19 protein-coding genes are annotated in these 20,912 nt (G+C 61.6%); 7 read left to right on the forward strand and 12 right to left on the reverse strand.

Annotated elements, in window-relative coordinates; genetic code table 11:
- Positions 1-121: 121 nt before the first annotated feature.
- Positions 122-379: a DUF6458 family protein gene (locus ACWTV1_RS03870; protein WP_498504194.1), complete on the forward strand. Its 258-nt coding sequence runs from the start codon at positions 122-124 to the stop codon at positions 377-379.
- A gap of 108 nt (positions 380-487) precedes the next feature.
- On the opposite strand, the gene serA is transcribed toward ACWTV1_RS03870, so the two are convergent.
- The gene (serA, locus tag ACWTV1_RS03875; RefSeq protein ID WP_498504195.1) at positions 488-2,080 is read right to left on the reverse strand and encodes a phosphoglycerate dehydrogenase; all 1,593 of its coding nucleotides are present in this window, start codon (positions 2,078-2,080) and stop codon (positions 488-490) included.
- A gap of 132 nt (positions 2,081-2,212) precedes the next feature.
- Between serA and ACWTV1_RS03880 the strand changes: the two genes are divergently transcribed.
- The 3 genes from ACWTV1_RS03880 to ACWTV1_RS03890 all read left to right on the forward strand — a co-directional run bounded on the left by ACWTV1_RS03880 (position 2,213) and on the right by ACWTV1_RS03890 (position 4,198).
- Complete coding sequence (locus ACWTV1_RS03880) at positions 2,213-2,605, forward strand: DoxX family protein (RefSeq protein WP_498504196.1); 393 nt, start codon at positions 2,213-2,215, stop codon at positions 2,603-2,605.
- Between the two features lie 128 nt (positions 2,606-2,733).
- A complete protein-coding gene (locus ACWTV1_RS03885) occupies positions 2,734-3,249 on the forward strand; it encodes an META domain-containing protein (RefSeq protein ID WP_498504197.1) in 516 nt (171 codons plus the stop codon).
- A gap of 160 nt (positions 3,250-3,409) precedes the next feature.
- On the forward strand, positions 3,410-4,198 hold the full coding sequence (locus ACWTV1_RS03890) for a HesA/MoeB/ThiF family protein (protein ID WP_498504198.1): 789 nt from the start codon (positions 3,410-3,412) through the stop codon (positions 4,196-4,198).
- A gap of 55 nt (positions 4,199-4,253) precedes the next feature.
- Here the strand turns inward: ACWTV1_RS03890 and ACWTV1_RS03895 are convergent, their stop codons facing one another.
- The gene (locus tag ACWTV1_RS03895; protein ID WP_498504199.1) at positions 4,254-4,976 is read right to left on the reverse strand and encodes a Pr6Pr family membrane protein; all 723 of its coding nucleotides are present in this window, start codon (positions 4,974-4,976) and stop codon (positions 4,254-4,256) included.
- 46 nt (positions 4,977-5,022) lie between these two features.
- Here ACWTV1_RS03895 and ACWTV1_RS03900 point away from each other — a divergent pair, with 46 nt between their 5' ends.
- Complete coding sequence (locus ACWTV1_RS03900) at positions 5,023-5,787, forward strand: DUF1353 domain-containing protein (RefSeq protein ID WP_498504200.1); 765 nt, start codon at positions 5,023-5,025, stop codon at positions 5,785-5,787.
- A gap of 117 nt (positions 5,788-5,904) precedes the next feature.
- On the opposite strand, the gene ilvC is transcribed toward ACWTV1_RS03900, so the two are convergent.
- The 9 genes from ilvC to ACWTV1_RS03945 form a co-directional block, all read right to left on the reverse strand.
- A complete protein-coding gene (ilvC, locus tag ACWTV1_RS03905) occupies positions 5,905-6,930 on the reverse strand; it encodes a ketol-acid reductoisomerase (RefSeq protein ID WP_100388508.1) in 1,026 nt (341 codons plus the stop codon).
- A 29-nt stretch (positions 6,931-6,959) separates the two neighbouring features.
- Positions 6,960-7,466, reverse strand: coding sequence for an acetolactate synthase small subunit (ilvN, locus tag ACWTV1_RS03910; RefSeq protein ID WP_009772779.1), 507 nt, complete (start codon positions 7,464-7,466; stop codon positions 6,960-6,962).
- A gap of 4 nt (positions 7,467-7,470) precedes the next feature.
- A complete protein-coding gene (locus ACWTV1_RS03915; protein ID WP_498504201.1) occupies positions 7,471-9,255 on the reverse strand; it encodes an acetolactate synthase large subunit in 1,785 nt (594 codons plus the stop codon).
- A gap of 34 nt (positions 9,256-9,289) precedes the next feature.
- Positions 9,290-10,993: a dihydroxy-acid dehydratase gene (gene ilvD / locus ACWTV1_RS03920; protein WP_498504202.1), complete on the reverse strand. Its 1,704-nt coding sequence runs from the start codon at positions 10,991-10,993 to the stop codon at positions 9,290-9,292.
- A gap of 27 nt (positions 10,994-11,020) precedes the next feature.
- Positions 11,021-11,818: a trehalose-phosphatase gene (gene otsB, locus ACWTV1_RS03925; protein WP_498504203.1), complete on the reverse strand. Its 798-nt coding sequence runs from the start codon at positions 11,816-11,818 to the stop codon at positions 11,021-11,023.
- Entirely contained in the window at positions 11,815-13,329 is a 1,515-nt protein-coding gene (gene otsA, locus ACWTV1_RS03930) for an alpha,alpha-trehalose-phosphate synthase (UDP-forming) (RefSeq protein WP_498504204.1), read from the reverse strand. The genes otsB and otsA overlap by 4 nt, the downstream gene beginning before the upstream one ends.
- Before the next feature lie 164 nt (positions 13,330-13,493).
- Positions 13,494-15,233, reverse strand: a complete 1,740-nt coding sequence (locus tag ACWTV1_RS03935; protein ID WP_498504205.1) for a YhgE/Pip family protein — start codon at positions 15,231-15,233, stop codon at positions 13,494-13,496.
- The gene (locus ACWTV1_RS03940; RefSeq protein WP_498504206.1) at positions 15,230-18,133 is read right to left on the reverse strand and encodes an MMPL family transporter; all 2,904 of its coding nucleotides are present in this window, start codon (positions 18,131-18,133) and stop codon (positions 15,230-15,232) included. Before ACWTV1_RS03940 ends, ACWTV1_RS03935 begins: the two co-directional genes overlap by 4 nt.
- Positions 18,134-18,258: 125 nt before the next feature.
- A complete protein-coding gene (locus tag ACWTV1_RS03945) occupies positions 18,259-18,813 on the reverse strand; it encodes a TetR/AcrR family transcriptional regulator (protein ID WP_498504207.1) in 555 nt (184 codons plus the stop codon).
- A gap of 149 nt (positions 18,814-18,962) precedes the next feature.
- Between ACWTV1_RS03945 and ACWTV1_RS03950 the strand changes: the two genes are divergently transcribed.
- On the forward strand, positions 18,963-19,154 hold the full coding sequence (locus ACWTV1_RS03950) for a hypothetical protein (RefSeq protein WP_341619471.1): 192 nt from the start codon (positions 18,963-18,965) through the stop codon (positions 19,152-19,154).
- 17 nt (positions 19,155-19,171) lie between these two features.
- Here the strand turns inward: ACWTV1_RS03950 and ACWTV1_RS03955 are convergent, their stop codons facing one another.
- The gene (locus tag ACWTV1_RS03955) at positions 19,172-19,927 is read right to left on the reverse strand and encodes a gamma-glutamyl-gamma-aminobutyrate hydrolase family protein (protein ID WP_498504208.1); all 756 of its coding nucleotides are present in this window, start codon (positions 19,925-19,927) and stop codon (positions 19,172-19,174) included.
- A gap of 280 nt (positions 19,928-20,207) precedes the next feature.
- Here ACWTV1_RS03955 and ACWTV1_RS03960 point away from each other — a divergent pair, with 280 nt between their 5' ends.
- Positions 20,208-20,864 carry a M23 family metallopeptidase gene (locus ACWTV1_RS03960; RefSeq protein ID WP_498504209.1) on the forward strand — a complete coding sequence of 219 codons (657 nt, stop codon included), beginning with the start codon at positions 20,208-20,210 and terminating at the stop codon, positions 20,862-20,864.
- Positions 20,865-20,912 lie beyond the last annotated feature (48 nt).

Raw genomic sequence — 20,912 nt, forward strand, 5'->3', positions numbered from 1 at the left:
CCGCTGCGGGGCTACTCGCGGCGTCGGGGCGGCAGCTTAGGGACCCCGGATGCGCGGTCTTTATGACTTTCCTGAACGTTGCCTGATTGCGCGCTGAATTAGGTGGGCTAAAATTGGGCTCATGAGTATTGGAACCGGAGTTGTCCTTGTCGTTATTGGCGCGATTCTTACTTTCGCGCTCGATTTCCAAGTCGAAGGAGTCAACATTGACCTCATCGGCTACATCCTGATGGCAGCGGGAGCTGTGACCTTCATCATCGGGCTTGTACTAATGATGCGTAAGCGCACCTCAGTCACCACCGTGCACAACGGTACCGACGGTGCAAATGGCTCGATCAGCGAGCGCCGCACCACCACAACCCCCGACGAAACCATCTAACGACCACCCCTGGCCAACGGCCACAACGTTCAACGCACAAAAGGCGCGTCCCGAAAGTCGGGGCGCGCCTTTTGTTGTGCTCACACCACGAGGGTGCGAACGAAGTGACTAAGCGTCGACGATGTCGATTGCGTGCACGTAGCGAGCGTCAATGCGCTCCCCAACGGTCGCGAGAACATCAGCGGATGCCTGCGAGTCGACAGTGAGGACGGAGAGGGCGTTGCCGCCTTCACTTTCGCGCGCGATCTGCATGCCGGCAATGTTGATGTTGGCGTCGCCGAACTCTTTACCGAAGACAGCAACGATTCCGGTGCGGTCTTCGTACATCATGACGATGAGGTGATCCGCGAGCGGAACCTCGATGTCGTAACCGTTGATTTCAACGATCTTCTCGAGCTGCTTGTTGCCGACGAGGGTTCCCGAAACAGAAACCTGCGAGCCGTCAGCAAGCGAACCACGGATGGTCAGCAGGTTGCGGTATTCGGAGCTCACGGCATCCGTAATCAAACGGACGGTGAGGCCACGCTGGTCAGCGAGCAACGGTGCGTTGACGTAGCTAACCGTCTCTGACACCACGTTCGTGAAGATGCCCTTGAGCGCAGCGAGCTTGAGCACGTTGACATCGTGTTCGACGATCTCGCCGCGAACCTCGATGTCGACGTTGGTGACGGGGCTGTCGGAGAGACCCGAGAAGACCTGGCCGAGCTTTTCCATGAGCGGGATCCCGGGGCGCACGGTCTGGTGAATGATGCCACCAGCAACGTTGACGGCGTCAGGCACGAGCTCGCCACCGAGGGCGAGTCGAACAGACTTGGCTACCGAAACGCCAGCCTTCTCTTGTGCTTCAGCAGTCGAAGCACCGAGGTGAGGCGTGACGATGGTGTTCTCGAGATCGAGAAGCGGCGACCCCGTGGGCGGCTCGCTCACGAACACGTCGAGGCCGGCGCCGGCAATGCGACGCGACTTGAGGGCCGTGTAGAGGGCGTCTTCATCGATGAGGCCACCACGGGCCACGTTCACGATGTACGCACTCGACTTCATGCGAGCAAACTGCTCGGTCGAAATCATGCCCGTGGTCTCAGGAGTCTTGGGCATGTGGATCGTGATGAAGTCCGAACGCTCAAGCAGTTCGTCGAGCGAGACGAGCGTGACGCCTATCTGCTGCGCGCGAGCGGCCGTGACGTAGGGGTCGTACGCGATGATGCTCGTACCGAAGGCCTGCATCCGCTCAGTAATGAGACCACCGATACGGCCGAGGCCGATGATGCCGATGGTCTTCTCGAAGAGTTCGGTTCCCGAGTACTGCGAGCGCTTCCACTGCCCCTGCGCGAGAGCGCTGGAGGCAGCAGGAATGTGACGCGCGAGGCTCAAGATGTGCCCGACGGTCAGCTCGGCAGCCGAGATGATGTTGGAGGTAGGAGCGTTCACAACCATGACACCGGCAGCGGTTGCTGCCTTGATGTCCACGTTGTCGAGGCCAACACCGGCGCGCGCGATGACCTTCAGGCCAGGCGCGGCAGCAAGAGCATCGGCATCCATTTGGGTTGCAGAGCGGATGAGAACTGCCTGCGCGTCAGAGAGCGCAGACTTCAACGCGTCACGGTCAGTGCCGTCAACGTTTCGAATCTCAAAGTCGGGCCCGAGGGCGTCAACTGTTGCGGGAGAAAGTTCTTCGGCGATCACAACGATCGGCTTAGCCACAGATCTGATCCTTCAATTCGCGGGGACTTCGCGCTAACACAACGAAGGCTGCTGGAGTAGACAACTACTGCAACTTTAGCGGCGACGGGACGGCCCCGTTGCCATGTGACAACTCAGTGCGACGATAGACCCATGATGGATGCCGTACAGATCGCCCAGTGGGTGTTGCGTATCGCCCTCGCGCTCGCGTTTATCGCGATGGGCGTTAGCCACTTTGTGGCCGCTCCTGCTCGCACGATGCGGGCCATGATCCCACCCGTTTTGCGGCAACCGTGGATTCCCTCCCCCGCTGCTCTCGTCACGATTACGGGACTCTGTGAGATCGCTGGTGGTCTGGGCCTGCTGTGGGAGCCGACCCGCTTTATTACCGCGATCGCGCTCATCGTATTTCTGATTGCCGTGTTCCCTGCCAATGCTTATGCGGCCGAGCATCCGGATCGCTTCGGCAAAGCGGCGCTGCCATTCTGGCCACGCTACTTTGGGCAGCTGGCGCTGATCCTCTTGATTATTCTCGCGGCCCTCTAGACCTGCTGCCCTCTAGACCCGCCGCCTGCACGAGTGTCGGCCGCCCGCACGAGCGCCGGCTAAAAAAGATCTCTCGCAACGCCCAACGAAACCGGGCGCACCTTCGTCTACCTAGGTAGGAGGAAACAATGATCACAAAATCGATGTTCGCAAAGTTCACCCCACTGCTCGCTGTCAGCCTGCTGGCGCTGGCAGCCTGTGCCGGTCCGGCAGAGAGTTCCGACGAGCCACCGCTCGACAGTGACCCCGGTATGGGCGTCGAAGAAACCCCGGGCGATGCGATGCCCATCGAAGGCATCGAGGGCACGTGGCTGTACGCCGACGGCAGCGACCCCTCTGGCGCCCTCACGCTTGACGACGCGGTCACCGTCACGCTCACCATCACTGGCGACGGACTAGCCGGGGAATCGACCTGCAATAACTACACCGCGACACTAACCGGAGACCCAGACGAGCTCACTGTTGGCCCGGTCGTTTCCACTAAACGAGCGTGCGCTGACGCAGCCCTCACGGACTTCGAAACGCGATACCTTGCCGCCCTCGCCGCCACGACAACCGCCATCCCCACCGGTGGCAGCCTCGTGCTGCAAGGCAACGGCGTGAACCTTAACTTCTTGCCGTCGAGTTCGCTGCCGCTCGGCTAGTGCTGCGTAGCGCCACGACCGAAGGTACGCCTGCCCTGGGCATGCACTCACCCCGAACGGGGCTCGGTGCACGCTCCCAGAACCCCCAGTTCGCGGCTAAACAGGACTGCCGGGTCGGGTTCCCAACCGAATCTCACCCTCTCAGTGGAATAATCAATTCATGGATCAGCGGTTTAGCCGCCAACTCGCTCTAACCAACTTCGGCGAGGGGGCGCAAAAGAATTTGGCGCGCTCTCGCGTGCTCGTGATCGGCGCGGGTGGCGTCGGCAGTACGGTCATTCCGTCGCTCGCCGCGGCCGGTGTCGGCACCGTTGGTGTCATCGACGATGACCGTGTTGAGCTCAGCAATTTGCACCGCCAACACATCCATCGCCTGTTGGATGTCGGCCACAAGAAGGTCGTGTCAGCCGTTGAACGCGTCGCCGATCTCAGCCCCGCGACCACCATCATTGCGATCGATGCCAAGCTCACTCCGCACAACGCTCTTGAGCTTTTTGCGGACTACGACCTCGTAGTCGACGGCAGCGACAACTACGCCACTCACTATCTGGCCGCGGATGCCGCGGAGATTACCGGCATCCCGCTCGTGTGGGGCGTCGCTTGCGAGTTCTGGGCTCAGGCCGGAGTCTCGTGGCCTGCTCGTGGCGCGGGCTTCCGAGACCTGTACCCGCTGCCGCCCGAGACCGCGACCGTGGACACCAACGTGATGCACGGCATCTTCCCGGGCGCCGTGAGCGTCGTGGCTTCAATCGTCACAAGCGAGGCGATCAAGATCGCAGCTCAGGTCGGCACAACACTGCTCAACCGGGCCACGAACTATGACGCTCTCGCCGGCGAATTCTCCACTGAGCCGTTCGAGCGCGCAGCCGACGCAACTCCCATCACCGAGCTCGCCGACTATCGCCATCTCTTCGCCTACTCACCTCTCGACGAGTGGCCCACGAGCTAGCTCGTCGCTGCAACTAGCGAGGCGTCGTGTCGCCTCGCGTGAGTGCCGCAGAAGGCTACCGCCCCGGCGTCGTAAGACGATCCTTGATGGTCCAGCGCGCCCACCGAGCTCGGCTAATCGCAATCAACCCTACCGCGATCGCGATGATGAACGCAGCGATGCCAAGAACGTAGACGAGCACGCCACCCCACCCGTCGGGACCATTGGGTTCCAAGAAGGGGTACGGAAACCAGCCGTCGAGCAAGCCGCGCACGATCGTGAAGGCCAACCACGCGATCGGGTAGATGACGACAATGCGCACGTCGCGCATCCGCAACACCGGTCGTGCCGGCGAGAACAGCCAGTCGAGCAGCAAGAACAGTGGCACCCACACGTGAATGACCTCGTTGGGCCACTGAACCCCCACGTAGCCCTCGTCGGGTAGCCCGCGAAGCAGCACGTTGTAGACCACGGCGGTCACGACTGCATAGGAGACGACGGATGCTCGCAGCACGCCCAATAGGCTCGACTCGGCGCGCAGGCGCACCGCCGCCAGCCCGCTCAGCGCAAGAATCACGACGTTGATCAGGCTCGACTGAATAGTGAAGTAGCTGTAGTACTCCACGGCCACAAAGTCGTTGTGAATCGACTCGTCGATCACTTGGGTAGCGATGCTCGCGAGCACGAGCGCCGAGGCGATCAGTCGAAGTACTCCGACGAATCGAAGGGCTTTCAGCGGCGTTCCCACGAAAGCGAAGTCACGGGATTGAGGGGATTTGCGCTGCGCGTTCGTCGTCACTCCGACAGACTAGTCTGCAGAGTCTCGATCAACGGAGGAGTTCAGCATGCCATTCACGGATCACCACGGGAATGAGCTGCGCAGCTTGCCATTGGTCTACCGATTGGACCGCGATTTTCAAGTTGCCGAGGCGTTTTGCTGGCGCGACCCGCGCCCTGGTGGCATGGCGATCGAGGTTCCGGCGCACGATGCTTCGCTGCCGCCTACCGAGGGCAACAGCACAGACTTCGCCTCGGTTCCGCCGTTTCTGTGGGGACTTATCGCCAGCTACGGCAAGCAAACTCTCGCCGCGATTCTGCATGACCACCTGACTCACCAGACTCGGCTTGCACCCGCTGACGAGCGCCTGACGCTGCGTCGCGTAGCCGATGAGACATTCCGTGTCGCCCTCGTTGATAGCGGCGTTCACCAGTTGCGTGCCCGCGTGATGTGGACCGCCGTCGGCATCGAACGCTATGCCCACCACGGCGGGGTTCTCGGCTGGCTCATCATCGTGCAACTAGCGCTGGGAATCGCGGCACTCGTGGCAGCCGTCGCGTTGGGCGTTACCGTGCATCCGCTCTGGTTCCTGCTCGCCGCAATGCCCGCCGTGCTCGCCGTTGTCTGGGGCAAGGATGCCAACCTCATGCTCGCGTCGACCTATCTTGGTGCCCTCTACGCGCCTCTAGTCGCCGCCGCCTTCATCGGCTCACGGCTCGAACAACTCTTGGCATTCATCATCTGGGTTGCCTCGGGAACCCCCGGCCCTGCACCCAAGGCCGAGCCAACGCTGCGCTGGCCCGACCACGGCACGACGCTGCCGCCGCTGTAACTACGCAGCACCGCTAGGGCATCGCCTGCGCGCTCGCCCCGCCGAGGCTCACCCCGCCGTTAACGACCAACGGCCGCCCCGCAGATGCGGAACGGCCGGTGGTGTAACGAGCGAAAGTTAGCGTGCTGCTGAACCGTCGGTGTAGTCGTTGTCTTGCTGCTTCCAAGCGAAGAGAGCGCGCAGCTCCTTGCCGGTTGCTTCGATGGGGTGGTTCTGGCCCTTTTCACGCAGGGCGAGGAACTCGGCTCCGCCAGCATCCTGGTCCTTGATGAAGCGGTCGGCGAAGGCACCCGACTGGATGTCTGCGAGAACAGCCTTCATGTTTTCCTTGACCGACTCGTCGATGACGCGGGGGCCCGAAACGTAGTCGCCGTACTCAGCGGTGTCAGAAACGCTCCAACGCTGCTTAGCGATGCCGCCCTCCCACATGAGGTCAACGATGAGCTTGAGCTCGTGAAGTACCTCGAAGTAAGCGATCTGCGGCTGGTAGCCAGCCTCGATGAGGGTTTCGAAGCCGTACTGAACGAGCTGCGAGGTTCCACCACAGAGAACAGCCTGCTCACCGAACAGGTCGGTCTCAGTCTCTTCGGTGAACGTGGTCTTGATGCCACCGGCGCGAAGTCCACCGATTGCCTTGGAGTACGACCAGGCCATGTCCCAAGCGGTACCGGTGGCGTCGTTCTCCACAGCAACGATGACGGGAACGCCACGGCCAGCTTCGTACTCGCGGCGAACGGTGTGACCCGGTCCCTTGGGAGCTACGAGGATGACGTCAACGTCTGCAGGAGCGTCGATGTAACCGAAACGGATGTTGAAGCCGTGTCCGAAGACCAGAACGTTTCCGGCTTCAAGGTTGTCCTTGATGTCGGCGGCGTAGAGGCCACGCTGGTGCTGGTCGGGAGCAAGGATCACAACAACGTCAGCCCACTTGGCTGCCTCGGCGCTCGTGAGCACCTCGAAGCCAGCGTCGGTTGCCTTGGCGATGCTCTTCGAGCCCTCCTTGAGGCCGATCTTGACCTCAACACCGGAGTCGCGCAGGTTCAGTGCGTGAGCGTGGCCCTGTGAGCCATAGCCGATAACGGCAACCTTCTTGCCCTGGATGAGCGCGAGGTCAGCGTCTTTGTCGTAAAAGATCTCAGTCACAGTTGTGATTCTCCTTAGTTGTTGTTCTGTTAGTTCTTGAAAACGCGGTCGGTAATGCTCTTAGAACCACGGCCCATGGCCAGCAATCCACTCTGAGCAATTTCTTTAATCCCGTAGGGCTCGAGCACTCGCAAGAATGCTTGAATCTTGCCCGAGTCACCCGTGGTTTCGATGATGAGCGCATCGGAGGCGACATCAACTACACGGGCACGGAACAGGTTTACCGCTTCGAGAATTTGTGAGCGCGTCGTGTTGTCAACGCGCACCTTGATGAGCAGGTGCTCGCGGGTTACCGACTGGTCAGGGTCGAGTTCCACGATCTTGATCACGTTGATGAGCTTGTTGAGCTGCTTCGTGACCTGCTCCAGGGGAAGCTCCTCGACATCCACCACAACGGTGATGCGCGAGAGGCCCTCGATTTCGCTCGAGCCCACAGCCAGCGACTGGATGTTGAACCCGCGACGAGCGAACAGCCCGGCAACGCGGGTCAGCAGACCCGGCTTGTCTTCTACGAGTAGAGAAAGTACGTGACTCATCGCTTTACTCCTCTTCCCACTCGGGGGCATGGTCGCGGGCATACTGCACGCTTGAGTTTCCGACGCCCTGGGGCACCATCGGCCACACCATCGAGTCGCGGCTCACCACGAAGTCAATGACAACGGGGCGATCGTTGGTCTCGAGCGCCAGCTTGATGGCGGGGTCGATTTCCTCTTTCTTCGTGACGCGGATGGCGAGGCATCCGTAGGCGTCAGCCAGCTTCACGAAGTCGGGGATCATGACGGTGTCGTGACCGGTGTTGAGATCGGTGAACGAGTGGCGTCCGTCGTAGAACAGCGTCTGCCACTGGCGAACCATGCCGAGGCTGGAGTTGTTGATGACAGCAACCTTGATCGGAATCTTGTTGATCGTGCAGGTGGCCAATTCTTGGTTGGTCATCTGGAAGCAACCGTCACCGTCGATGGCCCAGACGGGGCGATCGGGGTTCGCAACCTTGGCGCCCATGGCAGCAGGCACGCCGTATCCCATGGTTCCGGCACCACCCGAGTTGAGCCAGGAGTTGGGGCGCTCGTGCTTGATGAACTGAGCAGACCACATCTGGTGCTGACCGACGCCGGCGGCGAAGATGCCCTCGGGGCCCGTGATCTCGCCGATGCGCTGGATCACGTATTGCGGTGACAGCAGTCCGTCATCCGGCTCCGTGAAACCGAGCGGGAACTGGTTGCGAAGCGAGTTTAGGCGCTCCCACCACTCGGTGTAGTCGGGTTTCGTCGTGGTGATCGTGTCGGTGTACGCCGCCGTCAGGTCGATGATGACGTCTTTCGCGTCACCCACGATCGGCACTTCAGCCGCACGGATCTTGCCGATCTCAGCGGGGTCGATGTCGACGTGAACAACCTTTGCGAGAGGCGCAAACTCACTCGGCTTGCCCGTAACGCGGTCGTCGAAACGGGCGCCGAGCGAAATGAGGAGATCGGACTCTTGGATCGCGAGAACAGCAGGCACAGAGCCGTGCATTCCCGGCATCCCGAGGTTCAATTCGTTGGAGTCGGGGAACGCACCGCGAGCCATCAGCGTGGTCACGATGGGCGCGCCGACGAGGGTAGCCAGTTCGAGAAGCTCGGCGGACGCACCGGAGCGAACAACGCCGCCACCGACGTAGAACACGGGGCGCTCGGCCTCGGCCAGCATCTGCGCTGCGGCCTGAACCTGCTTGCCGTGCGCCTTCATGACGGGGCGGTAGCCGGGCAGATCGACCTTGGGCGGCCAAATGAACGGGGCGGATGCCTGCTGGCAGTCCTTGGTCACGTCAACGAGCACCGGACCAGGACGGCCCGTTGTTGCGATGTGGTACGCCGCAGCCAGAGTGGCCGGGATGTCTTCCGGCTTCGTGACGAGGAACGAGTGCTTCGTGATCGGCATCGTGATGCCCGATATGTCGACCTCTTGAAAAGCGTCGGTTCCCATCGAGGTCGAGAAGACCTGACCGGTGATCGCGAGCAGCGGTACGGAGTCCATGTGGGCATCCGCGATAGCCGTTACAAGGTTCGTTGCTCCCGGACCCGACGTTGCAATGCAGACACCGAGCTTTCCGGATGACGAGGCGTAGCCCTCCGCAGCGTGACCAGCACCCTGCTCGTGGCGAACCAAAATGTGACGAATAGCAGTGGATGCCATGAGTTCGTCGTAGAAGGGCATGATGGCGCCGCCGGGCAAGCCGAAGACGTCTTGCACGCCCAACTTTTCCAGACTGCGCAGAATTGCACCTGAGCCGGTCAAAATCTCCGGCGTAGTGCTCTTCGGCCGCGGTGCGGGTTCAGAGGACATGTGTAAATCCTTTAAGTCGAATGGTGAGCTGGCGCTAACTGGTGACCGCGCCGCGAGCGGCGGACTGCACAAGCTTCGAATACTTGGCAAGAACGCCTCGCGTGTAACGCGGAGGGAGGGGGGCCCAGCCTTTTCGGCGGGCTTCGAGCTCAGCGGAGTCGACAAGTAAGTCGAGCGAGCGAGCTGCGATATTGACCCGTATCAGATCACCATCGCGCACGAAGGCAATAGGACCTGCGTCTACTGCTTCGGGAGCTATGTGGCCGATGCACAGCCCGGTTGTGCCGCCTGAGAATCGTCCGTCCGTCAAGAGTAGTACATCTTTTCCGAGTCCAGCGCCCTTAATGGCCGCCGTGATCGCCAGCATCTCACGCATACCGGGGCCACCCTTGGGGCCTTCGTAGCGGATGACGACAACCGAGCCGGCCTTGATGGTGCCCGCGGTGAGAGCATCCAGAGCTTCACGCTCGCGTTCGAAGACGCGCGCAGGGCCCTCGAACTCCGAAAGGTCGAAGCCAGCGGTCTTCACCACGGCACCCTCGGGAGCCAGCGAACCCTTGAGGATCGTGAGGCCACCGGTGGGGTGGATGGGGTTGTCGAAGGTGCGCAGGACTTCGCCATCGAGAGGGTCGATATCCATCTCGGCGAGGTTCTCGGCGACGGTCTTTCCCGTAACGGTGAGGGCGTCGCCGTGGATGAGGCCCTCCTCCATCAGCGCCTTCATGAGCACCGGGAGACCGCCGTGACGATCAACATCGTTCATGACGTACTTACCGAAAGGCTTGAGGTCGGCGAGGTGCGGAACCTTGTCACCGATGCGGTTGAAGTCGTCGAGCGTGAGCTCAACTTCAGCTTCGCTGGCGATAGCAAGAATGTGCAGCACAACGTTGGTCGAACCGCCCAGCGCCATTGCGACCGTGATGGCGTTCTCGAATGCCTTCTTGGTCATGATGTCGCGCGAGGTGATACCGAGACGCAACAGGTTCACAACGGCTTCGCCCGAGCGGTGCGCGAAGTAGTCACGACGACGGTCGGCGGATGCGGGGCTAGCCGAGCCGGGAAGGCTCATGCCCAGGGCTTCCGCGACGCTCGCCATGGTGTTGGCGGTGTACATACCGCCACAGGCTCCCTCGCCCGGGGCGAAAGCACACTCAATGCGCTTGGCATCGGCTTCGGTCATCCGGCCAGCCTTGACCGCGCCGACAGCCTCGAAGGAGTCAATGATCGTGATGTCTTTTTCGGTGCCATCGCTGAGCTTGACCCAGCCCGGAGCGATCGAACCGGCGTAGAGGAACACCGAGGAGAGGTTGAGGCGGGCTGCCGCCATCAGCATGCCGGGGAGCGACTTGTCGCAACCGGCGAGCGTGACAGAACCATCGAGACGCTCGGCTTCCATGACGACCTCAACCGAGTCAGCAATGACTTCACGGCTGACGAGCGAGAAGTGCATTCCCTCGTGGCCCATCGAGATGCCGTCGGAGACGCTGATCGTGCCGAACTGCAGAGGGTATCCCCCGCCGGCGTGCACGCCCTCTTTCGCTGCCTGCGCGAGGCGGTCAAGCGAAAGGTTGCACGGCGTAATCTCGTTCCACGAGCTCGCAATACCGATCTGCGGCTTTTCCCAGTCCGCGTCTCCCATGCCCACCGCACGGAGCATTCCGCGCGACGTTGTCGCTTCAATTCCGTCAGTGACAGTGCGTGAACGTGGCTTGATATCGATCGAATTGCTCTCAGACATGCTTCGAGTTTAGGGCTTCGCGAAACCTCAGTTTGTCCGCGCGGATACCACGGCTTCTCGACGATCGGCGAGAAGCGCCAAAACCTGTGCAATTTCGGCTGTTCCGGCGACCCTCAATTGCGCTGCCGAGGGGGCATCGCCCACTCGCACTCCGAGGTCGTTGGGGCCGAGAACGAGAATCGCATCTTCATCAGTGGTGTCGTCGCCGGCGAAGAAAACGGCATCCGCACCGGTGTAATCGCGTAGACGACTGATCGCATCGCCCTTGTCGGCGTCGTGGATAGCGAACTCAACGATGTTCTTGCCAAAGCGAGTCGTGAGACCGGGAATTTCGGCCTCGACTCGCGTGACCGCCTCGTTTGTCAGCCGCTCGGCATCCTCGGCGCTCGTCATGCGCACGTGCAGCGCACGACCCGCAGGCTTCAACTCCACCCACGCGCCCTCGGCGCTATCGGCGAGCTCATGCATGAGGGCATCAAGACGTTCGAGGGCCGCCGTGTTCTCGGCGCTCATCGGCAACGGGGAGTCGCCCTCGTCTAGGCGATATTCGAGCCCGTGCGATCCGCCGAAGAGCACGCGGTCGCCGAGGTGAGCTACGTGTTCGAGGCTGTCGATGGCGCGGCCCGAGACCAGAGCAACACGAGTGTCGGCGAAGTCGAGCATCCGCAGCAATTGTTCTTGAGCTGCCGGAATGGCGCGGGCCTCAAGCGGGTCGTCGACCTCAGGTGCCAACGTGCCGTCGAAGTCGAGAGCGATCAGCAGAGTGCCGGCTGTGACGAGCTGCTCAATAGCCGCCTCGATCTCGGAGGCAGTTGAATAGGTCACGGCTTCCTAACTCGCTTTCGCTCGATAGTCCACTCGACCTCTTCGGCCATTTCGAGCGGAGCGATGCGGCGGTGGCGGTCGGAACGCGTCGCCGCCAAGTTCTTGAGGAACGCGTTTGACCAGCGCTCGACGTCGTGATCGAGCACGCGCTTGCGCATCGAACGCATCCGAGTCGCACGATCAGCCTTAGGCATGTTGACGGCGCGAAGCATCGCATCTTTCAAACCGTCGATGTCGTGCGGGTTAATAAGTAGTGCCTTGCGCAACTCTTCAGAGGCTCCCGCGAACTCGCTCAAGATGAGCACGCCGTCGTTGTCGAAGCGGGCCGCCACATACTCCTTTGCCACCAGATTCATGCCGTCGCGCAGCGCCGTCACAAGCAAGACGTCGGCAGCAAGGTACAGCGCCACCATCTCTTCGCGGGGAAAGCCCTGATGCAGGTAGTTGATCGGCGCGTGGCTCAGCGTGCTGAACTCACCATTAATGCGACCGACAGTTAGCTCGATCTCGTCACGCAAGTGCATGTACGCCTCAACGCGTTCACGGCTGGGGCTCGCGACCTGAATGAGCGCAACATCGCCCACCTCGATCGAACCATCGCGCAAGAGTTCGCCGTAGGCCTTCAAGCGGTGGCGGATACCCTTCGTGTAGTCGAGACGGTCGACACCGAACATGACGGTCTTCGGGTTACCGAGACCCTTACGAATGTCGCGTGCGCGCTGCTGAATCGCAGGATCGCGAGCAAGCTCTTCGAAGCTGCGGGCGTCGATCGAGATCGGGAAAGCCTTCGCGACAACGCGTCGAGTCGGCTGGCCCTCAATGGTGACCTCAATGGCGGGGTTCTTGGTCGGATGGTTTGTCAGTCGACGAACAGCAGACGAGAAGTTCGACGCATCTGATGAGCGCTGGAAGCCCACAACGTCGGCCCCGAGCATGCCCTCGATGATCTGCGTGCGCCACGGCAGCTGCGCGAAAATTCCGTAGGGCGGGAAGGGAATGTGGTTGAAGAAACCAATGGTGAGGTCGGGGCGCTGTTCACGCAACATGCGCGGCACGAGCTGAAGTTGGTAATCCTGAACCCACACGACTGCACCGTCGGCGCTAATCGCGGCAGTGGCATCCGCGAACCGCTGGTTGACGGCCACGTAGTCATCCCACCACTCACGGTGGTAGGCGGGCGGCGCAATAACGTCGTGATAGAGCGGCCAGAGGGTGTCATTGCTGAACCCCTCGTAGTACTCCTCAATGTCTTGAGTGCTGAGAGGAACGGGGATGATCTGAATGCCCTCGTTTTGGAACGGCTCGACCTCGAGATCAGGTTTGCCGGCCCAACCAACCCACGCGCCATCGGCTTTCTGCATGATTGGCTCGAGAGCAGTAACGAGACCACCTGGCGAGCGCCTCCACGTGAGAGATCCATCGTCTTCAACCGTGCAATCCACGGGAAGTCGGTTCGAAACCACCACAAAGTCGTATTCAGCGGGTGAGGAAGTCTTCTGTGATTCCGTCATGGAGCTAAGTTACCAGCGAGGCCTGCAATACGGCTGGGGATCGCGTTACTAGACCATTTCTTTCCTGTGTCGGAACCGAGACATCCGCTAAGCCCGTTGCTGCGCGACACCATTCGCGAAAGACTCTTTAGCTAGTCACTTTCCCCGCATTACCCGTCGCTCGCTTAGAGCGCTCGAGAATCGGCCGCCGGCAGGATCGCTCCCGTCGCGGCCGATTTTCGTATGCGCTTCACCGCGAACACCGACAGAGCGACGCTCACCACGCCGAGCGCCAGTAGGGCGAACGCTGCGGTGATCGCGGATTGCGGGCTTCCGCCGGACAAGATCGTGTACATCCCCTCAACGGCATAGGTCAGCGGCAAGAACGGGCTCACCGCTTGGAACGGCGCCGCTAGGGCCTCGATCGGATACACGCCGCCCGTAGAGGTCAGCTGAATAGCGAGCAAGAAGAGCGAAATCACGAGCCCTCCGCGCCCCAGCGCTGCGATCAAGAAGTAGTGGAACGCCGCGAACGCCAGCGCCATCAGCAATGCGAAACCGGCCGTCGCGGGAGCGAGCGCCCAATCAACTCCCACCACCACGTGCAGCAACAGCACGAGCAGCACCGCTTGCACGACGGTGACCACGGATGCTCGGATCAACGTCGCCGCGACGATGCGACCATTGCGAGCCGTGGATGACAGCGAGCGGTACGAGGGAAGCGTCAGCACCAAGAACACGGCCAGCGCTCCCAGCCACAACCCGAGCGGAATGAAGAAGGTCGCGATCGCCTGCGCCGGCTCCGACACCTCGTTATCGGTCGTGACCGACAACGTAATCGGCTCAGCGACGATCTCGGCGTTCGTAGTGCTGTCGGTAGCGTCATCGGCGGTCGGCACGAGAGCAGCGCCCTCGCTCAAGCCAGTGGAGAGCTCCTTTGCGCCCGAGGTTAGCTCTTTCGCTCCCGTGGTGAGCGGCCCGGATCCCTCAGCGAGTTGCGAAGCCCCCGATGCGCTCTGGGAGATTCCGTATTGAATGCCGCCAACGGCATCCGCTGTTTGAGTCTTCAGCGTTCCGCCGCCTGCGGAGGCCTGATTGAGGCCATCGACGACAGCCTGAAGCGTGCCCTTCAGTTGCGGATCAGTAATTTGCGCCTGGATGGCGGGGTTGATCGCCGCAAGAGTGGAGGCAAGCTGCGAAACGCCGGCGGTGTACTCGCTGACTCCGGTCGTGAGCCCCGACAAATTTGAAGCGCCGTAGTTGAGATCAGCGAGACCGGATGACAGAGAGTCGACACCCTCGGTGTAGCTGGTGAGTCCGGTCGAGAGGTCTGTCGCGCCATCCGCTAGCTGGGTAGCGCCGTCGGCGGCATCGGAGAGCGCTCCCCCGAGTTCACCCACGCTCGCGTAGATTCCGTCGATGTACTGAGAGGTGATCGCGCGCCCAAAGGTATCGGTCATGGATTGACCGACGACCTGAGCCACCGAGCCGGTGAGGTAGCTGTGCGAATCGTCAGTGCGAATTGAGATCTGGGCCTGCGAAGGGGCCTCGGTCGCGAGCGACAGGATCGACTCCGAGAACTCCGTGGGCACTGTGAGGATCGCGTAGACGTCACCGCGGGCGAGCGCCTCTTCGGCATCGCTTGAGTTGGTGATCGTCCATTCGAAGCCGTCGGCTCCGGTGAGCTCTGTGACGAGCTGGCGACCAGCGAAAACAATCTGCTCTTCGCCCTCTGGCGTGGTCGTGGTCTGCAACTCGTCGTTATTCACGAGAGCAACCGGGATGTTGTCGATCGCCCTCTCGCCGTCGCCTGCGGCGGCAACGAAGAGTCCGGTGAAGGCAAGCGGGAGAACCGCGACCGCGACGAAACCAATGATGGTTAGCCAGCGTCGACGCGGAATCGCGGTGGGGTATGAGGTGCTCATCGAAGGAGTCCTTCCGGGGCAAGCAGGTAGAGATCGACGACAATCGCAGCACGGTCTCCGCGATCGATTTCACTGGCAGCGGTCACGGGTCTTCCGGTGCCAAACACGATGGTCACGTCGGGGTCAGCCAGTCGTGTAATCGCGGTGAGGAATACAGCCTCATCCTCCGCTTCGGCGAACTGATCGAAGCGATCGAAGAACACGACATCGGTGCCTTCGGCAAGACCAATCGCCGCGAGCGCAATCGACCGCTCCAACTGAGGCAGCGCATTGACGTTGGTGTCGGCCACGATGGGAATTGTGCGGCGAGCGGTGACGTCGGCGAGCACGTCATTGACGCGCGAAATCCAGCTCGCAACGGTAGCCGAAGTGCGCGGAGTGCGCTTCCAGTGCTGGGTCATTTCGATGCGTTCACGCAGCATGGCATCCATCGACGTGGCATCTTCGCTGTACGGCGTTCCTCCGATTTCGGAGAGGGCAACTCGTTTGTTCACCTGCTCGGAGTGCGAAGGCAGCGGGTACCCGAGCACCTGCACCATTCCCGAGACGGGAGGAAGGATGCCCGAAAGCGTTGCTCCCATGATGCGGCGGTCGTGGCGGTCTCCCGATGCAATCACGACGGCGCCACGGGGCACCGCCAGTGAGATTGGACCAAGGCCACGCTGGGCTGTGCCCGCGACAAGGTATTCAGCGCTCATCGAGAGCGCGGACTGGGTGGATGCCCACTCCAATTCGTGACGGTGCTCACGCAATTGCTCGCCCTCGATGTCCACGTTGGGAAGCAGTCTGTCGAGCCATGCCGGGAGCCACCAGGCGGCGTTGCCGAAGAGCGCCATGAGGGCGGGAACGAGCGTCATTCGAACGAGGAAGGCATCGAAGGCGATACCAACGGCAAGGCCAAGGGCGATGGGTTTGATCGTTCCGCTGCCTTCGGGCACGAAGGCAAAGAAGACAAAGAACATGATGAGTGCGGCGGCGGTCACGACCCGGGCGCTACTCGCGAAGCCGTGGCGCACCGAGGAGAGCGCTTTGCCGGTCTTCACGAACTCTTCCCGCATTCCCGAGACCAAGAACACTTCGTAGTCCATCGCCAAGCCGAAGAGCACCGCCATCAACAGAATGGGCATGAAGCTCAGGATGGGGCCGGGGTTGTCGACGCCGATGAAGTCGCCGAGCCATCCCCATTGGAAGACCGCCACCACGACGCCGAACGACGCGACGACGGAGAGCAAGAAGCCCACTGCCGCCTTGATCGGCACCAGCACCGAGCGGAACACCATCATCAGCAGCAGGATTGACAACCCCACCACGATCAGGCCGAAAGGCACCAGCGCGTTGCTGAGCCGGTTAGAAATGTCGATACCGATAGCGGTAGTACCCGTCACGAAGATCGGGATGTCGTACTTGCGCTCCATTTCAGGAGCGAGGTCGCGAATCGTTTGCACGAGCGCTTTGGTTTCTTCAGAGTCCGGCGAGCTGGACGGAGTGACCTGGATGATCGCCGTGTCGAGTCCTTCATCGGGGAAGCCCTGCGAGACGAAGTCGACGTCATCGAGCTTCTCAAGGTCGGCCGCGATCGCTTCGAGGTCATCCTGAATTTCGATCGTCTGGGTGATGTCGAGGGCTACAACGAGCGGGCCGTTGTAGCCAGGGCCGAAGCCTTCGGTCACCAGGTCAAACGCTTCGCGTTGGGTAGAGCCTTCGGGCTCCGAACCGCCATCGGGCAGGCTCAACGTGAGGCTCGCGGCCGGAATCGCCACCGTGCCCAGAATCGCTACGACGGCGATCGTCGCCAGCCACGGGTGTTTCGTAACGCCGCGAACCCATCGTGCGCCCATGCTGCGGCTTTCGTCAGCGGATGCCGTGAAGCGTCGCTGCGCCCGCGAGTCGGTCTGAGGAATCATTCGCGCTCCTGCCAGCCCCAACAGGGCGGGCAACAAGGTCGTGGCAACTCCCATCGCGATGAAGACTGCAACGGCGGCGCCGATGCCCATCACGCTGAGGAATGGGATGCCGACTACGAGCAATCCGAGCAGCGCGATGATGACGGTGACGCCAGCAAAGATCACGGCACTACCGGCAGTGCCGACCGCCATCGCGGCGGATTCTTCGGGCTCTTCGCCGTGCGCGAGCTGTGCCCGATGCCTCGACACGATGAACAGGGCGTAGTCGATTCCGACTGCTAACCCGATCATGAGCGCGAGCAGCGGCGCGGAACTCGACACGGTCGTGAAGGCGGAGAGGGTCGTGATCAGGCCCATCACAATTCCGACGCCGATGAGGGCACTCAGCAGCGGCATCCCGGCGGCAAGCAGGGATCCGAACGTGATGACCAACACGAGGCCAGCGAATACAACACCAATCACTTCGGTGACGGTGAGACCGAATGACGTGTCTTGAAAGACCTGGCCGCCGAACTCAACGCGCAGTCCGGCATCCTCACCGATGGTGGCGGTATCGACGAGTTCCTCAAGGGTCGCCACGGTGACATCGGTCGCGACGCCGTCAAATTGCACTCGGATGATCGCCATGCTGTGGTCATCAGAAATGGCCTTGCCCGCATACTCATCGAAGGGGCTCACCGCCGAATCGATACCGTCAATGCGATCGATAGCGGCCGTGATCCGCTCGATCACTGCTTCGGAACTCTCGATGCGTGAACCGTCTTCGTCAACAATGACGGCTGTTGCGGATGCTCCCGCCACCGAGGGGAACACCGCCTCGAGCCGGTCGAGGGCGGCTTGCGATTCGGTGCCGGGAATCTCGAACGACTCTTGAGTTTGGCCACCCAGCGCGATGCCTCCGCCGAGGGTTCCGCCCACGAGCAGCAGCCAGACCACAAGAACGCGCCACGGGTGACGGTACGAGAATCGACCGAGTCGGTAGAGAAGAGTTGCCACGGGTGCTCCGGTTCTGGGTGCTGTGCGTTGGTGAGGTGCTGTGCTGCGGTGCTGCGGTGCTGCGGTCGCACGGTTCTGCTGGTGCTGAAGTTGTGTAGGTTCTGCTGATCGCGCGGTGGCGGAGGCTAGTCGGCGCGAACGGGCGCGAGAAGTTCGCTCATGATCGCGACCAAGGCGTGGCGGGTTTCGTCATCCGATTCGAGAGGCATCTCGAAGTTGTCCGCCGTGCAGAGCATGTAGGCCGAGCCGCCGAGCGCGATGCCGAAGCGCATTTTGTCGTGCGGGTTCGAGGTGCTGTCGGCGAAATAGTGCGCGAGTCTGCGAACAGTGCCGTTGGCACGGTCGATCACGGCAAGCCCGACGAGTGAGGGTCCCTGGTTGATGAAAAGGTGAACTTCTTGGCGGCAATCGAAAATAAAGTCGACGAATTGCCCAATGAATGTGGCCCGATAGTCGGCACCGAGGCCGCCGGCTTCCAGGTCGCTGAGCAGCTCGTCCAGGCGATCAATCGCGGGACTCACTGCGGCCTCGAGTAGCGCCTCTTTCGAGGTGAAATGGTAGAGAACGCTGGATTTCGAGAGACCCGCGAGCTCGGCAATTCGCTGGATAGGGGTGCCGGTGTAGCCGGCGATGGCGAACTCGGCGAGCGCGATGCGTTGTAGCTCTTGTTGACTAGACACCACTCGAGACTAACTGACCGATCGGTCAGTTACCGCATCACGACCAGTTTCTCAGCGCAGTTGCAGGGATCGAGCCACTTCGGCGGGCCACCCGCTGGTCGCGCCCAGCATCTCACGCTAGCGTTAACCCACCCAACCCCGGAGGAAAAATGCGCAAATACTTGTTCAACGGCAGTCTCCTCAGCGCGGTCGCTGGCGGCTGGAGCATCTTTCAGACCACCAAGCAGGGCCCGCGTGACTGGCGCCTCATTCTCATGTGGATCAGCTGGGGCCTGACGGTCGCCATTGCTGTCGGCACGATCGCCAAAGAAGCCCAAGACTCCTACGAGCTCGAGCGCTAGGCCCGTCGCGGGTGCTCCTACTCGCTAGCGCCTGAACGCTGAGCGCGATAGCGAGCCGCTGCCTCAACAACGCCACGGAACAGCCGGGCGTCTTCTTTGGCATCCTCTTCGGGATGCCATTGAACGGCGACCCCAAAGTCAACGCTGGGCAGTTCGACAGCCTGGATAACACCGTCGTCACCGCGGCCGGAAACCACAAGTCCCTCAGCCAGATCGCCAATTGCCTGATGGTGGTACGACTTCACGGCAACGCTACTGTCGCCCCCCAGCAATGACGAGAGTTCGCTGCCGGGTTCGACGGCAACATCGTTGACAAGGAAGGTGCCGCCACCTGCGCCGTAGCGGCTTGAACCGATCACATCGGGCAGGTGCTGGATGATCGTGCCGCCCAGCGCAACGTTCAACATCTGGGCTCCACGGCAAATCCCCAGAAAAGGCAGATTCTCCTCGATGGCCGCGCGCAGCAGGGCATCTTCGAACGCGTCGCGGTCCTTACGCGGAACATCCGTCGTCGGGTGGGGCTCCTGGCCGTAGCGAGCCGGGTCCACGTCTTTGCCGCCAGTGAGAATCAGACCGTCGAGACCATGGATGAGCGAGCTCGCGATCTCAGCATCTACGGGCTGAGGCGGCAGCAAGACGGCGATTCCGCCGGCATCCGTCACTGCTTCAAAGTAGATCTTGGGCAGGAACGACGCCGGAAGATCCCACACGCCAGTTTGGGCCTGCTCCAAGTAGGACGTGAGGCCGATTATCGGACGCGAACTGGTGCCCATGCGGACCCCTCCCCATCGAAGAATTAGAACGTTTGCATCCAAAGGATATAGGGCGAGGCCAGCGAATTGTTGGTTCCTGAGTACCGTTCTCAGGTTTCTCCGTTATTTTTGCTGACTTACTGGCCTGTCTAACCGCATCGAAGCGGTTTCGGCCAGTGTGCTGCAGTTCGCACTCATCCGGCTTTTGCGCCGCCTAACCCCCGTAAGCGCAAAGCCACAACCAGATGGTGCCTTTCCCCTGACTCGGCCGCATATCTCTGACCCAAACCAAGGAACGCTGTTGAAACGAACTATTACCATGCTCGCCATTGGGGCGATCCTCATTGGCGGCACGGTACCCGCAGCCATCCTCCCCACGCAAGACGACGAAGTATTCATCGCGGATGCCTCGGCCCTCGCTCAGGCACCCACCACTGGTGCCGCCACCGGCACTTCAGCGGAAGACGAAGTGCAAACCTTCGCCTCGCCCGCCACGGGAGAAGCCGCGCCCGTCGTGCGCGACAGCTTTGACGTCGAACAAGTACAGCAACAGGTTGTTGTGACCGCAGCGGGCCTCACCGGCACCCTCGAACTCTTCCCCGCCAACGGCGATATCAACGACGGCTTCGGCTACCGCGCCGGAAACGAATTCCACGGCGGCATCGACATCATGGCCCCGGAAGGCTCGGCGATCATCGCTGCCTCCCCCGGCACCGTCGAAAGCGTCTCCGACGGCGGCGGCTGGGGTCGCCACGTCATCATCGACCATGGAAACGGCATCAAGACGCTCTACGCCCACATGATCACAGGCTCCGACGCGGTCGTTGCCGGCCAGTGGGTCGCCGCAGGCACGTTCCTCGGTGCCGTCGGAAACACCGGCTACTCCACCTTCCCGCACCTCCACTTCGAGGTATACGTGTTCGACACTCGTGTCGACCCGATGCCGTGGTTGCCGTAACCCCGCAACTTCACCCCTAACCGTGGGCGAGCCTGCACGCTGGTATTC

Source organism: Salinibacterium sp. VpJ6, assembly GCF_059767345.1.

What these genes read in the sequence shown, in the direction of transcription:
- ACWTV1_RS03870 (WP_498504194.1), top strand. Translation starts at nt 122, where the DNA reads ATGAGTATTGGAACCGGAGTTGTCCTTGTCGTTATTGGCGCGATTCTT.
- ACWTV1_RS03880 (WP_498504196.1), top strand. Translation starts at nt 2,213, where the DNA reads ATGATGGATGCCGTACAGATCGCCCAGTGGGTGTTGCGTATCGCCCTC.
- ACWTV1_RS03885 (WP_498504197.1), top strand. Translation starts at nt 2,734, where the DNA reads ATGATCACAAAATCGATGTTCGCAAAGTTCACCCCACTGCTCGCTGTC.
- ACWTV1_RS03890 (WP_498504198.1), top strand. Translation starts at nt 3,410, where the DNA reads ATGGATCAGCGGTTTAGCCGCCAACTCGCTCTAACCAACTTCGGCGAG.
- ACWTV1_RS03900 (WP_498504200.1), top strand. Translation starts at nt 5,023, where the DNA reads ATGCCATTCACGGATCACCACGGGAATGAGCTGCGCAGCTTGCCATTG.
- ilvN (WP_009772779.1), bottom strand. Translation starts at nt 7,466, where the DNA reads ATGAGTCACGTACTTTCTCTACTCGTAGAAGACAAGCCGGGTCTGCTG.
- ACWTV1_RS03915 (WP_498504201.1), bottom strand. Translation starts at nt 9,255, where the DNA reads ATGTCCTCTGAACCCGCACCGCGGCCGAAGAGCACTACGCCGGAGATT.
- ilvD (WP_498504202.1), bottom strand. Translation starts at nt 10,993, where the DNA reads ATGTCTGAGAGCAATTCGATCGATATCAAGCCACGTTCACGCACTGTC.
- otsA (WP_498504204.1), bottom strand. Translation starts at nt 13,329, where the DNA reads ATGACGGAATCACAGAAGACTTCCTCACCCGCTGAATACGACTTTGTG.
- ACWTV1_RS03935 (WP_498504205.1), bottom strand. Translation starts at nt 15,233, where the DNA reads ATGAGCACCTCATACCCCACCGCGATTCCGCGTCGACGCTGGCTAACC.
- ACWTV1_RS03950 (WP_341619471.1), top strand. Translation starts at nt 18,963, where the DNA reads ATGCGCAAATACTTGTTCAACGGCAGTCTCCTCAGCGCGGTCGCTGGC.
- ACWTV1_RS03955 (WP_498504208.1), bottom strand. Translation starts at nt 19,927, where the DNA reads ATGGGCACCAGTTCGCGTCCGATAATCGGCCTCACGTCCTACTTGGAG.